Annotated in this window: 10 protein-coding genes and 1 pseudogene; 2 read left to right on the forward strand and 9 right to left on the reverse strand. The window is 69.2% G+C overall.

The genetic code is table 11. The features are described from left to right. Window positions 1-321: 321 nt before the first annotated feature. Entirely contained in the window at window positions 322-1,425 is a 1,104-nt protein-coding gene (locus tag ME121_RS33065) for a glycosyltransferase (protein ID WP_206406673.1), read from the reverse strand. 359 nt (window positions 1,426-1,784) lie between these two features. Here ME121_RS33065 and ME121_RS01070 point away from each other — a divergent pair, with 359 nt between their 5' ends. Beyond that, complete coding sequence (locus tag ME121_RS01070; protein WP_059408058.1) at window positions 1,785-2,135, forward strand: ferritin family protein; 351 nt, start codon at window positions 1,785-1,787, stop codon at window positions 2,133-2,135. A 205-nt stretch (window positions 2,136-2,340) separates the two neighbouring features. Further along, window positions 2,341-3,663, forward strand: coding sequence for a type II restriction enzyme NmeDI-related protein (locus tag ME121_RS01075; RefSeq protein WP_059408060.1), 1,323 nt, complete (start codon window positions 2,341-2,343; stop codon window positions 3,661-3,663). Window positions 3,664-4,126: 463 nt separating this feature from the next. On the opposite strand, the gene ME121_RS01080 is transcribed toward ME121_RS01075, so the two are convergent. The 8 genes and pseudogenes from ME121_RS01080 to ME121_RS01115 all read right to left on the reverse strand — a co-directional run bounded on the left by ME121_RS01080 (window position 4,127) and on the right by ME121_RS01115 (window position 14,377). Beyond that, the gene (locus ME121_RS01080) at window positions 4,127-5,251 is read right to left on the reverse strand and encodes a DNA-binding protein (protein ID WP_059408281.1); all 1,125 of its coding nucleotides are present in this window, start codon (window positions 5,249-5,251) and stop codon (window positions 4,127-4,129) included. 636 nt (window positions 5,252-5,887) lie between these two features. After that, a pseudogene (locus ME121_RS01085) lies at window positions 5,888-6,622 on the reverse strand (DUF4396 domain-containing protein). 93 nt (window positions 6,623-6,715) lie between these two features. Beyond that, complete coding sequence (locus tag ME121_RS01090) at window positions 6,716-7,549, reverse strand: hypothetical protein (RefSeq protein WP_059408062.1); 834 nt, start codon at window positions 7,547-7,549, stop codon at window positions 6,716-6,718. Window positions 7,550-7,560: 11 nt separating this feature from the next. Further along, the gene (locus ME121_RS01095; RefSeq protein ID WP_059408064.1) at window positions 7,561-8,922 is read right to left on the reverse strand and encodes a hypothetical protein; all 1,362 of its coding nucleotides are present in this window, start codon (window positions 8,920-8,922) and stop codon (window positions 7,561-7,563) included. Between the two features lie 608 nt (window positions 8,923-9,530). Beyond that, a complete protein-coding gene (locus ME121_RS01100; RefSeq protein ID WP_059408282.1) occupies window positions 9,531-10,703 on the reverse strand; it encodes an SIR2 family protein in 1,173 nt (390 codons plus the stop codon). Window positions 10,704-10,802: 99 nt separating this feature from the next. Further along, window positions 10,803-11,105 (reverse strand): metal-sensitive transcriptional regulator, encoded by a 303-nt coding sequence (locus ME121_RS01105; RefSeq protein ID WP_059408067.1) that lies wholly within the window; start codon window positions 11,103-11,105, stop codon window positions 10,803-10,805. A 67-nt stretch (window positions 11,106-11,172) separates the two neighbouring features. Further along, a complete protein-coding gene (locus ME121_RS01110; RefSeq protein WP_089231003.1) occupies window positions 11,173-11,928 on the reverse strand; it encodes a DUF4111 domain-containing protein in 756 nt (251 codons plus the stop codon). A 10-nt stretch (window positions 11,929-11,938) separates the two neighbouring features. Next, complete coding sequence (locus ME121_RS01115; RefSeq protein WP_059408069.1) at window positions 11,939-14,377, reverse strand: heavy metal translocating P-type ATPase; 2,439 nt, start codon at window positions 14,375-14,377, stop codon at window positions 11,939-11,941. Window positions 14,378-14,382 lie beyond the last annotated feature (5 nt).

Here is a 14,382-nt window from a genome sequence, read left to right on the forward strand (position 1 = left end):
CGGCGTTGGGCTGGCATAAGGTAGGCTGTAACATCATTCATCCGCACTCCGGCCTGTGCATGCTCTTGTCCGCGAGATGCTCAGCCGGAGTGCATGAATCCACCCCACCGTCAGACCGGTCAAACAGGGTGCACATCAGTCACGTGCTGTGTTCTTCGTGAGCAAGCACGGCGGAGCTTGAGCGCATTCCGGAGCAGACTGGAGGCGTTCTAATCGTGATGCGCCGCAGGCCTCTGGCCATCTGCGTGCGTCATCTGCCCCCTCGGACGGACTGGTAGCACCCATGTGAAAAGCGGCTCGCCATCAGGGCGAGCGTGATTTTCAGACAGTAAAGTTTTGCGAAAGTTGTGCTTCGAAGTCGGAGATCGTGCGGAGTTGCGCAAGTTTAGGGGAATAGTTGAAAGACCAGCGTTGATCAGAGCGCGCGACCTGCTTTCCTCGCAGGCCATCGATGAAGGTGTTGAAGCGCTCTCGTTCGATTGCCATCAAGCGCAGGGTTGTAGAGCGTGTGAAATCTGCCGGAATGGCGCGCGCCTTCATCGCAGCCACGCCTTCTTGGACTGCCCGAGGATTGTCATCCACGATCAAGGTCGTGTCCGGGTGAAAGAATGTATCGCGTCCGCCTTTGCTGCGGGTTGAAACGACAGGCAATCCGGCCAAAAGATACTCGATGCTCGCGTACATGGCGCCCTCTAGCTTCGAAAGACATAAGCCAACGTGAGCCGACGCCATTGCTTCATTTACTTGAACGTGATCCATGAACACGACATTGTCGGCCTCGATTCTGTTGATGATTACGTGGCCTCGGGGCAGCCCGTGGAGGAATTTGTGGAGCTGTGCCTTCTTCAGATGTGGAGACCAGCGACCGAACAGTTTTGTCACATAAGCGCAGCTTGGCACAAGCCGCGCCAATTCATGCCGCTTTATCGGGACGAGCTGCGCATTATAGATTGCATCGTACGTCCGCGGTCGGTCGACGATCGGGTGGAACATGGTCTCGTCAACGAACATGTTCTGCGGCGCAAGGTATACGTCGACGCCGAACCTGCGCAGCAATTCTTCTTCCCCCGGCGTGTTCGCCATGACGATCAGGCGCGCTCGGCGATGGGCTTTGCGAAAACGTCTGTATTGTTGAGCGACTGATAAGGCGAAGGTCGGCCGCTCCAGGCTGTGGGTGACCGCATGCAGGAAAACGAATGGCGCCTCGGGAAAGCGCGCGGCGAGGTAGCTTGCAGCCCCGAACGGCCTCGGTTGCGGTTGGGCGCAGAAGATTGGGGGATCGAGAGACAAGAACAGGCCCGCGACTTGTAGGTCCCTGGACCATGTGCGCGGTTCTCGAACGAAGCAATCGACCAGGCCGACTGCTTCTGACAGGACCGGTGTTCCAAAAAGATATGGATTGCGGAGGGCGTGCAAATTGAGCATGCGCGGAACTCGATCCAAATATCCGAGCAGAGCTAAGACCGCATGAGTCGGCGGCTGACGCTCGCACAAGCTTGAAAAGGACGGTCGAAAGGCAGTCCTGCCTACGTAGGCGCTCGTGAGATCGATGCTACTAAAAACTTGTTCACGCTTTATCTGTGGCAGGACTGGCGTTATCGCGAAGCTAAATCTGTTGTTGCTTCGGACCGTACCGCCTTGAGGTGAGCGTTGATGTGCTAACCGGCCTGACTTATTGGCGCCGCGATAAGCACCACTTCGCTCGTCGTGGCCGCTCAATGCTCAGTCGATAGTCTTGCCCCGTCACGCCGTGGGCAACTCGAACGTTTCAGATCCACCATACGATGCGCGGTTACTCAAACCTGACCAGGCGTGAGCTAGCGTTGGCTGTCGCCAACGAGGAGGAGGACGGTCGAGGCTACGATGACTTCGCTCGCGACCTGCAAAACGAACAGCTCGACGGTGCCCGCATGTTCGGCGACATGGCTGAGGAGGAGACCGAATACTGCCAGCAGCTCATCGATCTGTTGTCGAGCGCTTTAACCCGCACACTCCGTCGGCGCAGCGGCAGGAGACGCGCCTACACCTTCGCGCAACTTCGTCAGGCGTGTTCTTCGGCGCGGATCGGGCCGAGGCCGACGGCACATGACCCTGGTCGTGCGGACGAGTTCGGCGGGATAGCCGGCGACCTTTAGCGGACGCTGGACGGCCGCTCGGTGCTGGTGACCTCGAATAAGGAGGCGCCGTTCGAATCCAATCGCGTCGACGGCCACTCCGTGGCGGAGGTCGCCCGGCTTCGCTCGGCGTGAACCGCGCCCGTGAGACTTCCCGATGACAGCGGCAACCGTGGCTTGGATGGTATGCTCCGGACCGAAGTCGGATTTCGGGAATGCTGCGCCGATGCGCCTGATAGATGACACCGGGGCGGAACGCGCCCCCTTGGACGAAGCCTGGATCGGCAATCTGATCCGGCATTGGCGCGAGGACCCCGGCGCCTCCTATCGGACCTGGTTCCTGTGGGAGGAGCGCATCAAGAACTTCCGCTCCATCCGGCGCGGCCTCCAGGCGGTGATCGACGAGATCCGGGCCGACACGTTCGGCAACGCCTATCGCGGTTCGTCGCTGGAGACGGTGGTCCACTCCATCGCGGAGCAGCGCCAGGTCTTCAAGGGCGCCGACCACGCCTTCCTCTGGAAGCCGAAGCTGCGCATCCCCGACATCTACGAGGACCGCACGAACCAGGTCGCGTTCGGGCGGTTCCTCGACGCCTGCCTGTGCTGCAGCGCCGAGGACGGGGTGCTGTCCGCCATCCACGCGCTCGACCGGCACCGCATCAAGGGGCTAGGCCCGGCCGCGGCGAACCTGCTGTACTTCCTGCACCCCACCCTCGTGCCCCCGTTCAACACGGCCATCGTGAAGGGCTACAACGCCGTCGCCGGCGCCAACGTGAAGCTCGGCAAGTGGGACGAGTACCTCGCCATGCGCCGGGGCATCGTCGCCCTCAACGCCGGCCACCGCGGCCTGCTCTCCAACGATTACGGCGCCATCGCGGGCTTCCTATTCGACGTCGGGTCCGGGCGATACCCGCTGCCGGAGCGCGACGGGGCCGCCGCGCTCGCCCGCTGGCGCGAGGACCTCGACCGCGTCCGGGCGGAGGCCGCCGCCACGGCCTCCAAGGCGGCGCTGGCCGCGCGCGAGGCGGACCATACCCACACCGAGGTCCAGGGCTGGCTGCGCGACCTCGGCCTCGCCCTCGGCTTCGACGTCTGGATCGCGTCGAACGACGGCAACCGCCCCTACGGCTCGGGCCGCCTGTCCGACGGCTGCCTCGACCGCCTGCCCGGGCGCGTGACGGCGAACGGCTCGGCCGAGACGGTCCGGCTCATCGACGTGATCTGGCTGGACAAGGCGGGCGGCGACGTGGCGGCCGCCTTCGAGGTCGAGCATACGACGAGCATCTACTCGGGCATCGTGCGGATGCTCGACCTGGCGCTCGGGGTCGAGGGCGGGGCGGCCCGCAACTTCTTCCTGGTGGCGCCCGACAACCGCGAGGATGACGTGCGCGCGCAGTTCGCCCGGCCCGCCTTCTCGCGGGTGGCCGAGCTCGACCTGCGCTACCTGCCCTACAGCGAGCTGCGCGGGCACCGGGAGACGATCGCCCGTTTCGGGAGCGGCCTGAAGGGCGTGCTCGCCATCGCCAAGCCCGTCGGGCGTCCGCGCTGAGCCCGGGGAGCGGCGCGACGGAGCCGGCCGGAGGGATTCGGTCGTCATTCCAGCGGCCGGCCGCGAGCGTCCGGAGGTCGCGCAACCGCATCGGCCACCATCGCGCCGTCCCCGACGAGGGACCGACCAACCATCACGCCGACGCCGTGGACCCGACCCGCTGGTGCCGTCCGACCATCGCGCGATGGGCGAGCACCGTGTCACGGGTGGCCGCCGTCGTCATCGGGCGTCCGGCCGCGGGCGCGAATTCCGAGGACGCCGGACCGCACGCGCAGATCCCGACGGTCGCCGAAGTCGTTCGCGGCGCGGCCGATGCACCGCCGCCGGCCGGGATGCCGGTGGACCCACGACAACGAACCCCGCTGTGCGGCCGGACCCCGCGTCGTAGCCTCCGGGCGGGCGTCAAATAAGTCGGCTGCCGCGCCGCGGTGACCCCGCTCGCCGCGGGCCTCGGCCGCGGGCGTCATCCGGCCCTCGCCGCCGGGACCCCGGCCGGGCTCTCGCCGTCCCAGGGAGCCTCGCCCATGAGGGCGGCGAAGCGCCCGTCCGGGAGTTCCTCGAACGGCCTCCGCTCCGCTATGCGCTGGCGCAGCTTCCACCGGAGCAGCCGGGGCGTGATTCTCTGGAAGCGCCCCGTCGCCGCGACCAACTCAGGGTCCAGGCCGCCGAGGATCCCCTCCGCCGTCTGCGCCCCGCCCCTGGCGAGAAGGGCGTGGACCTCCCGCATGAACAAGCGCCAGAACGGCCGCTTCCCCATCGCCGCGACCGCCTCGGCGAGTGGCGGCTCGGGCGTCGCCGCGACGTCCGGCTCGGGATCGGGATCGGCCAGCCCGAACCGATGGCCGACGAGGGTCAGCCCGTTGCCGTCCTGCACCAGGCGCAGGAGATGATAGCGCAGCCACGCCTCGGTGAGCGGGAAACCCGCCCGCTCGCCCTCCTCCTTGAGCCGGGTCGGGAGCGCTCTTAGGAGCGGGTGGACCGCCATGGGGCCGCATTGGCGCACCGCCGCTTCGACCGCGTCCCGCACCTGCCCCCAAAAGTCGTTCGCCTCTCGCGCCAGCTTCAGCCCGTGCGCGGTATCGACGAACCCGGGCCCGGCGCGACCCTGCGCGAGGGAGCCCGCCTCACCCGCGGCGGAAACGGGCGGCGCGGCCCCGCCGGCCTGAGTGCCGGCGGCCCGCACCCGGTCCAGCTCGGCCTGCAACGCCGCGACCCGCTCCTCCAGGAGGTCGACCCGGTCCAGCGCCTCGTCGAGCAGATCCCTCGCCACGGCCCTGCGGTCCTCCGCTCCGACAAAGTCCGCCAGACCCGCCCGGGCCGCTTCGACCCGGGCCATCTCAAGCAGCTCCCGCCCGATCACCGTGAGCCGCCTCTCGAACGCCTCCGGCAGGTCCGCCCGCTCGATGGCCGGCCGGTAGTCCTCCCTGTCCTTCCACTTCCTGAGCTCGCGGGCGATGTCGCCGAACGACCCGCCGCCGAGTTCCCTCCGGACCGTGCGGACCGAGACCCGCTCCTTGGTGCCGCCGGGCGGTGCCGGCCTGGCCCGTATCCGATCCGCGGCTGTCCAGACCCCGTTCTCCGTCACCATGCCCGCCATCCCAAGCCATTACCGGTATCATCGCCGCGAGCAGTGAAGAAACGGTCGCGGCCCGCTTGCAGGCTCGGTGTGGGCGCGAGCGCGAGCCGGTCCCGAGGGCGACCGGACAGATAGGCCGCGGGAGGCCTTCGGATTGATGAACGCCCGCTCGGTGAACGCCCCGCATCGTGTAACGCGTACGCATAACGTTACCCGTTATGCGTACGCCTCGGAGTCGCGTACCAACCGCCGGCGGCAGCCGCCATCCCGCCTTGAGCCTGCGGAAGCCTCGCTACCCCCGAAGACGTACTTCGTCGGCCTGTCCCGCCGCACTACGAAGGTATTCAGGACCGTCGCGGCCAGCCAGTGGGTGATCCTGTCGGCCCTTACGCAGGGGCATCACCGAAGCGCGGCGGCACGCGAAGTCTCGGGACGGGACGGCAGGGGGCGCCCATGTTCTTATCCAAGTGCGGTTGCTGCGGCCGGACGGTTCGCGCCGACGCGACGAGGTGCCCAAGCTGTCGCGCCGCCACCGGGACGGGCATGCGCGCTGCCCCGAGTGAGGCGGGGTACCGGATCTGCATGCTCGCGACCGCGTGCGCCGTCCTCTTCTGGCTCCTCGTGATCCGCCGTTAGGCGAAAACCGGCCTACATCCGCTCCTTGATGCCGGAGCCGACGAGCCACCAGTTCACCGGGTAGCTGGTCAGGAATCCCGCGACCATCGCGACCTGCATCGCGAACCAGAACTCGACCGAGTTCACCGCCGCGCGCTGGCCGGCCAAGTGCGGGAACAGGTAGAACTGGGCGAAAGCCATGAAGCCGTACATGCCGACCTGCCAGGCGATCAGCGAGACGGTATCCGCCTTCACGGCCGCCACAAGACCCTGGCCGGGGGAGAGCCCGCGCATCGGCACGATGGCGTAATACTGGAACGCGATCCCGAGGGCGTAGGCGAAGACGAAGTCCAGCACCCAAACCGCGTACATCTTCTCCTCGAACAGGGAGTGCCAGCCGAACCAGACGGCGACGCCCGGCACCAGGAAGGCGAGCCACTCGGCGGCGACGTCGCCCAGCATGCAGCCGCTGCCGCAGTGGAGCGCGCCCTTGCCCACCATGACCGGGAACGGGGTCTGCGTCATGTTCGGCGGCTTCTCGCCGCGCTACTTGGCGCGATGGTGCGCCTCCATCGTGGCTAGCCGTCCATAGCGGTAATACGCCCAGACGACGACGAGCGTCCCGAACAGCGCGCTCACAGGCCAGACGACGTTCATGACCGTCATGTGCTGCGGGTGCCGGATCACCTGCACCGACAGCAGCAGCGAGCACGCCGCGCCCAGCAGCAGGGCGCAGACGGACAGGATGTGGAACCACTCCGGGAACATGCGGCACCCCTAACGGAAATTCCGGTGCAACATACCCCCTACGGGTAAGGTTCCCCGACGCGGCGCAACCCTCCCATGCCGGCGGTGGGCGGATCAGCGCGGCGGGTCCCACGAATACGGGAAGCTCAGGGAGTGCTGCAGGCCGGCCGTGACCCGGAAGTCCTGCCGGCGGTCGCCGCCGAAGCCGACGCCGACCGCCCCGACCAGCACCGTCTGCGGCGTCGCCATGTAGCGCGCGCCGATCTCGGCCAGGTTGACCGCCCGGCCGCGCTCCCGGTCGGTCTCGCGGTAGACGTCGGCCACCAGCACGACGGAGTTCGAGACCGGCTGGCTGTAGGCGACGCCGACCCGGTAGCGGTCGCGCCGCTCGGCCTCCCGGCCGGTCGTCGGGTCGTAGTTGTGGAACCACGACGCGTTGAAGTGAACCTGGCGCGGGACGTAGGAATACGGCGACAATCCCTCCGGATCGGGGGTGCCGAGCGACTTGGTCGCCAGGAACTTGAGCTCGGTCTCCGTGCCGCCGGCCATCCGGCCGTAGGGCGTGTTCACCCCGAGCGCGACCGCCATGGCGGGCAGGACCAGCCCTTCCTGGTTGAAGTTGTAGAACCCCTGCGCCCGGAACTCGCCCTGGTCGGTGTCGCTCGCGTCGCCGAGCCGGTACGGGGCCTCGACCGAGAGCTGGAAGTTCTTGAACGCGCCCCATTCCAGGCGCGGCACCGCCATCAGGCTGCTGGCGCCGCGCGGGTCGTTCCGGATGCGGTCGTACTGGAAGTAGGACTGAACTTCGAGGCCGTTCTCCTTGATCGGGTAGGCGTCCTCGATGGTGATGGGCAGCCCCTCCTCCAGGTTGGTGTGGTCGGCGGCGAGCGCCGGGCCGGCCGTGAGGGCGAGGAAGGCCGCGAGGGCGGCGCGCGTGCTCGTCGACATCGGGCGTCTCCTCAACGGGCGGCGACGCGGGCCGGGCCGAGGCTCGGCTCGACGGTCATGTCGATGGGGGCGACGTCGGGCATGCGGGCGGCCTTGGCCTTCCAGGCCTGGACCATGCGCTCGACCATCATGGCCGGGACCTCGCCCGGCTCGGTCGACCCGGGCATCGCCATCATGCCGGGCGCGGCCTGCATCAGGGCGTCGTGGAGCGATCCGGGCACCTCGCCGGGCTCGATGCCGAGACGCCCGTTCATCATCATCTGCCGCATGACGGCGGCCCGCTGCGCCTTGGACAGGCCGCCCGGGAACATCATCGGCAGCATCTCCATGAGCATGTCCATCATGATCATGCCCATGGCGCCCTGGGGCGAGCGCACCCAGGCGGGATAGGTCCTCGGGTCGAAGCCGGGATGGGGCTCGCGGAACTTGCGGGCGTAGGCCTCGTCGCCGGGCTGGTGGCCCATGGCCTCGATGACCCGGTACATCTCGGCCCGCTTCTCCTCGACCGACCAGCCCTTGTAGGCGAGGATAGAGTAGGCGATCCCGTGCAGCATATGCAGGTTGTCGAAGATGTTCGCGCTCTCGGGACTCATCCGGGCGTAGCGCGGCATGATCTCGCGCGAGAGCAGCATGCGGCCGGGCCGGTCCGCCATCACCTCGCGGTACATGAGGTCGATGGTCTGGGCCATCGCGACCTCCTGGTCGCCGTTGCCCGAGATCATCTGCGTCTCGTACGCGGCCGGGTGCCACCAGTGGGCGACGTAGAACAGGCTCTGGTCGAGCGGGTAGAAGTTCCGGAAGTAGTTGAAGTAGGGCTTCATCATGATGCCCGCCCGCCGCATGGTCAGCTCCAGCGGGGCGACGCTGCGAGGCACGCCCGGCGTCTGCATCGTGAGGTAGTATTTGACCGCGCGGTCGGTCCACGCCTTCTTCTCGGCCCACGGGATCTCGCGGAACGCCATCACGTCGTAGGTCTGCTCGTGATGCATGTGCGTCCAGTCGATGGTCCGGAACAGCGTGTGCATCGCCCGGTCGACGTAGTTGGAGTAGTACGGCATCTCCGGCTCGATGGCCGGCGGATCGCGCAGCCACTCCTGCGCCTCCTTGTCGAAGCGGGCATCGACCCCGGCGCGGTCCTCGAACCGGGTGAGCTGCGGCAGGTCGTGCTGCTTCGAGTGGAAGAAGTGCATCCCGGCGCCGATGCGGTAGGCCTTGTTGAGCCGGTAGTAGAAGGCGAGGTTGTAGGGCCCCCTGAGGAAGCTGACCTCGTCGCGCCGCTCGATGCCGTCCAGGGCCCGCGCGGCGGTCCCTGCAAAGGGGGCCGAGGCCGCCGACGCCAGGGCGCCGGTGAGGAATGTCCGCCGTCCGATCATGCCAGCCTCCGACTCGATACCCCTTAGGGGTATTTTGGTCGGGCGGATATGGGAAGGGTCGGTCGGGTGAATGCACGCCTTGGACAGGCTTTCCGCCGCTGGTGTTGCGGAAGCGCTACTGACGCGCTTCCCAAGCCCCGTCCCATCCAAGCCGACTGCGACTGCGGATACCGGACGCAAGATCTACATCCATCCCCGAAGACCTCGGGCCGTCGCTCGCCGCATCAACCCGGTGGAACGGCGGCGTCATCCCGCGAGGAGGGCTTGCATCGCCTCCGACGACTTCCGCCGAACGCTGGCCGCACACCGCTCGGCCGAGCTCGTCGACCGAACCCTCGGCTTTGTCGACCGACACCGCTCCCGCGACCCTGCGGGCCGGGATCAGGATACCAGCCAAGACATCCCGGGACCCCCGACAACGGCGTCGCGGCGAGGCTGGCCGCCCCTCCCGGAGGCTCGCCAGCGCAACGTCGACTTGGCGTCGGCGCCTGAGCCGCGCCATCTCCGGGACGATGCGGAATCGGAAGTCCTTCGGTACGGTCCCGGAAAGCCACGGTCCTCCGGCACCGCCCGCCGGGTCTGTGCGCACCGTTCCCTCGACCCGAGCGTCACGCCAGTCGCGCGAGCACCTTGGATGGCTCGTCGCAGGCCGCGAGCATGCCGTTGTACCAGATGGCGAGGGGCGTCGCGGGGTCCACGCAGGTCTCGAATTCCCGGGCGGCCCTGAGATCCGCGACCGTTTGCGGGGCGGCGTAGCCGAGGGCGCGCATGGTCCTCGGCTCGGTCAGGAACGTCCGGGCCATCTCGTCGACCATGGCGTTGGGGCCTCCGAGATCGGCGCCGCCCATCGTCATGGCGTCGTCCCGAGCGAAGTCGATGATGGCGACCGGGCGGTTCCGTGCATCTCGGAAGCCCTCGAAGGCCACCGTCAGATGCTCGTCGCCGAACCCGTACCCGGCGAAGAGCACGGCGTCGCAGCTGGCCACGAGGCGGTCGAGTTCGGAGTAGTAGGTGCGGAACGGCCGTTTCAGGATCTGGGTCGTCTTGCCGTATCCCGCGACGATGACCGAGGTCGGGAAATCAATGCCCTCGACGTGGGAGCGCGTGCTGCGGCCACCGGCGTTCTGATGGAAGCGGCCGCGGATATCCGGCTGCCAGCGGATCTCGTGCATGTCCCCGGTCGGGCCGGGCTGCATGTCGAAATGGACGGACCCGTGGAGGTGCAGCATGCATGCCCAGCCGGACCGCCGGAGGATGCGCTCCTGGTCGAACATGCCGGTCGCCGGGTCGAAGCCGGTCTCGATCCCGGGAAAGGCGCGGTACATCACGTCGTCGTAGTTCAGGGTGACCACCGCGACGTCGAACTCGGCCTGCAGCGCGGCGACCAGCACTTGAAGCCTCGCGAACTCGGACGCCTTGTCCGCCTCGCCGGCGGCGCAGCGCTCGCGGAACGCCTCCACGACCGCATCAACCGACGCGCGGCCGAGATCGCGCAGGGTGTCGGGCCCGACCGGCGTGGCGTGCCGTCCGAAAAGCGAGACGTCGGGCATCCCCTTGGCTGTCACGACCGCGCCCAACGCCGAGGTCGCGGCGCCGGCGGGGTAAGCCGCGGCGACGGCGAAGATGGCGTACAGCAAGTCCTCGTAGTGCGGCTCGCGGCGCAGGAACGCGGGGACCGTCCGTTGCCAGTGGGTCCTGACCAAGCCCTCGACATGCTCGTACAGGTTCGTCGCGGGCTCGGCGAGCAACGGGTAGCGAACCTGGATGGCGTCGTTGATCATGGCCCGAACCCCTGCGACCGGGGGCATGCCGAATTCGAGGGACGCACCGGCGCCGACGACAAGCAAAAGTTTTCTTTTCGGCACGGCGCTCCTCCCCCTTCAGACCACCTTGGCGATCAAGCGGCTCATCTCGTCGGCGAGGCGACCCCGCTCCTCCGCGGGCAGGTTCCCGGTTAGCGTGGCCTGTACCAGCGCCTGCAGGTGGTCGCGCAGCATGTCGGACTGCACCCGCCGAAGGGCCGCGATGACGGCGTCGGCCTGGTGGGCGACGTCGACGCAGTAGCGCCCGTTCTCGATCATCTGCTGCAGGCCGCGGACCTGCCCCTCGATGCGGCGAAGCCGGGCGATCTGGCGGGTATGGTCCACGGCCACGCCGCCGTGCCTGTCGTCCGGTTCGCTCATCTCGGGCCCGTGTTGCGACTGTCAAGATAGGCGCTCGGGCGCGCCGCCGGAACCCCGGGGCGTGCATTCAGGGCAGTGACAGCCCGTCCTCCGCCGCCGCCTCGACGAAGGCGAGCGCATGCCTGCGGCGTTCGCCCTCGTCCAGGTACAAAGCCGGCCCGTCGGGCGTGCGGCGCAGGCGCAGCGCCTCGTCGATGATCCGCCGCCACCGTTCGTCGAGAGCGATCAGGCCGTAAAGACCGGCCTCGGACTTCGAGGGTATGCGCCGGAGCGCGAGCAGGTAGTGCAGCCGGCAGGCGCCCAGCACGGCCTCGTCGACCTCGACCGTCCCGGCCGAATCCCGCAGGGCACCGAACGCCTCGGCCGCCCACCCGTCGATGCCGGGCACGTCCAGCCAGCCCGGCGGCGGACCCCGGAGGGTCACCCCGTGCTCGGCGAGGGCGAGCCTGTCCACCGGGCGGCGCCTGTGCCCGGACAGCGGCTCGAAGCGGCCGACCCGGACCGCCGGGCCCTCGTCCTCGGGTCCTTGCCGGTCCGCCGCGGCGACGTAGATCCCGTCGAGGGCGGGGCCGCCCATCGCGCCGAGGCCCTCGTGCAGGTCCGCGAGCCGTTCCAGCGCGTCGGCCCCCGGGGGCCGGGCGACGACGGCGACGAAGTCGAGGTCGCACCGTCCCGGAACGAAGTCGTCCAGCGCCGCGGAACCGACCACGTGGAAGCCCGAGACGAGGCCCGGCAGCGCCGCGTCGACCGCCGTCAGGTACCGCTCCGCCGCCGCCGCGGCGAGCGGGTGCATCACGGCCGTCGCGTCCACGAGCTCGGTCACGCGGCCCGTCTCACAACCGGACGGCCCGCAGGCGCAGGGCGTTGCCGATCACGCTCACCGACGACAAGGCCATGGCGGCCGCCGCGATGACGGGCGAGAGCAGGATGCCGAGGAACGGGTAGAGGATGCCCGCCGCCACCGGAACGCCGGCCGCGTTGTAGACGAAGGCGAAGAACAGGTTCTGGCGGATGTTGCCCATCACCGCCCGCGACAGACGCCGCGCCCGCACGATGCCGAGGAGGTCGCCCTTGAGCAGCGTCAGGCCCGCGCTCTCGATGGCCACGTCCGTGCCGGTGCCCATCGCGATGCCCACGTCGGCCGCGGCGAGCGCGGGGGCGTCGTTCACGCCGTCCCCGGCCATCGCGACCACCTGCCCGGCCGCCTTGTGGCGCTCGACAACCGCGGCCTTCTGGTCGGGCAACACCTCCGCCTCGACCTCCTCGATGCCGAGCCGACGCGCCACCGCCTCCGCGGTCGTGCGGTTGTCGCCGGTCAGCATCACCACCCGGATGCCCTCCGCCCGGAGCGCCGCCAGCGCCTCGGCCGTCGTCGCCTTGACCGGGTCGGCGATGGCGAGGACGCCGGCGACCCGTCCGTCGACGCCGGCGAAGATCGCCGTGGCGCCGTCGCGCCGGAGCTCGTCGGCTTCGGCGTCATGGGTCGACACGTCGACCCCTTGCTCGCGAAAGAAGGCGGCGTTGCCCAGCGCCACGCGGCGGCCCTCGACCGTTCCGAGCGCGCCCTTTCCGGTCGGGCTGTCGAAATCCGTGACGGGGGCGGTCGCGATCCCCCGCTTCCCGGCCGCCGCCACGATGGCCAGGGCGAGCGGGTGCTCGCTCGCGCGCTCGACGCTCGCCGCGAGCCGCAGGAGCGTGTCCTCGTCGAAGCCGGCCGCCGCCACGATCCGGGTCACGGCCGGCTTGCCCTCGGTCAGGGTGCCGGTCTTGTCGACGACCAAGGTCGTGACCCGCTCCATCCGCTCCAGCGCCTCGGCGTTCTTGACGAGCACCCCGGCCCCGGCGCCGCGGCCGACGCCGACCATGATCGACATCGGCGTGGCGAGGCCGAGCGCGCACGGGCAGGCGATGATCAGCACCGCGACCGCGGCCAACAGCGCGAAGGTGAAGCGGGGCTCCGGCCCGAAGGCCATCCAGGCGGCGAAGGCGAGAACCGCCACGCCGATGACCGTCGGCACGAACCAGCCCGCGACCCGGTCGGCGAGGCGCTGGATCGGGGCCCGGCTCCGCTGGGCCTCGGCCACCATCTGGACGATGCGGGCCAGCATGGTGTCGCGCCCGACCTTGGTCGCCTCGACGACCAGCGAGCCGGACTGGTTGAGGCTGCCGCCGATGACGGGGGCGCCGGCCTCCTTGGCGACCGGCATCGATTCCCCCGTCACGAGGCTCTCGTCCACGGAGCCGCGGCCCTCCACCACCGCCCCGTCGACCGGGACCTTCTCGCCGGGGCGCACGCGCAGGCGGTCGCCGACCGCGATGGCATCGAGTTGCACTTCCTCGTCCTCGCCGTCCGGCCGGATGCGGCGGGCGGTCTTCGGCGCGAGGTCGAGGAGCGCCCGCAGCGCGCCGCCGGTGCTCTCGCGGGCGCGCAGCTCCAGGACCTGCCCGAGCAGCACCAGCACGGTGATCACCGCCGCCGCCTCGAAGTAGGCCGGCACCGCCCCGCCGTGCCCGCGTAGCGCCTCCGGGAACAGCCCGGGGGCGAGCGTCGCGACCACGCTGTAGAGGTAGGCCGTGCCCGTCCCGAGGGCGACCAGGGTGAACATGTTCAGGTTCCGGGACAGGACGGAGTGCCAGGCCCGGACGAAGAAGGGCCAGCCGGCCCAGAGCACGACCGGGGTGGCGAGCGCGAACTGGATCCAGTTCGAGGTCTGCTGGCCGAGGCGGTCGGTCAACCCGAGCAGGTGGCCGCCCATCTCAAGCACGAACACCGGAACGGTCAGCACCAGCCCGGCCCAGAACCGGCGCGTCATGTCGACGAGCTCCTCGCTCGGACCGTCGTCCGCACCGACCATCGCGGGCTCCAGGGCCATCCCGCAGATCGGACAAGCCCCTGGCCCGACCTGGCGCACCTCCGGGTGCATCGGGCAGGTGTAGATCGAGCCCTCCGGCACCGGCTCGGACTTCGCCGCGGCGGAGGCGGGGTCGACGTAGCGGACGGGGTCGGCCTCGAACTTGGTCCGGCAGCCGTTCGAACAGAAATAGTACGGACGCCCGTCGTGCTCGGCCCGGCGCTTCGTCGCGTGCGGGTCCACCTTCATCCCGCAGACCGGGTCCTTCGCGCGGAAGGCGCCATCGGACGAGGCCGGTGCGGCATGGCTGTGCGCGCGGTGGTCGTGCCCGTGGCCGTGCGCGCGTGCGGAATGGTCGTGGCCGCCGGCACCGGCGTGGCCTCCCGCAGCTTGAGGATGTCCCTGCGACGCGTCGCTCATCACCG

The organism is Methylobacterium sp. ME121 (assembly GCF_000974725.1).
GTDB lineage: Bacteria > Pseudomonadota > Alphaproteobacteria > Rhizobiales > Beijerinckiaceae > Methylobacterium > Methylobacterium radiotolerans.

What these genes read in the sequence shown, in the direction of transcription:
- ME121_RS33065 (WP_206406673.1), bottom strand. Translation starts at nt 1,425, where the DNA reads ATGCTCAATTTGCACGCCCTCCGCAATCCATATCTTTTTGGAACACCG.
- ME121_RS01070 (WP_059408058.1), top strand. Translation starts at nt 1,785, where the DNA reads ATGCGCGGTTACTCAAACCTGACCAGGCGTGAGCTAGCGTTGGCTGTC.
- ME121_RS01075 (WP_059408060.1), top strand. Translation starts at nt 2,341, where the DNA reads ATGCGCCTGATAGATGACACCGGGGCGGAACGCGCCCCCTTGGACGAA.
- ME121_RS01080 (WP_059408281.1), bottom strand. Translation starts at nt 5,251, where the DNA reads ATGGTGACGGAGAACGGGGTCTGGACAGCCGCGGATCGGATACGGGCC.
- ME121_RS01090 (WP_059408062.1), bottom strand. Translation starts at nt 7,549, where the DNA reads ATGTCGACGAGCACGCGCGCCGCCCTCGCGGCCTTCCTCGCCCTCACG.
- ME121_RS01095 (WP_059408064.1), bottom strand. Translation starts at nt 8,922, where the DNA reads ATGATCGGACGGCGGACATTCCTCACCGGCGCCCTGGCGTCGGCGGCC.
- ME121_RS01100 (WP_059408282.1), bottom strand. Translation starts at nt 10,703, where the DNA reads ATGATCAACGACGCCATCCAGGTTCGCTACCCGTTGCTCGCCGAGCCC.
- ME121_RS01105 (WP_059408067.1), bottom strand. Translation starts at nt 11,105, where the DNA reads ATGAGCGAACCGGACGACAGGCACGGCGGCGTGGCCGTGGACCATACC.
- ME121_RS01115 (WP_059408069.1), bottom strand. Translation starts at nt 14,377, where the DNA reads ATGAGCGACGCGTCGCAGGGACATCCTCAAGCTGCGGGAGGCCACGCC.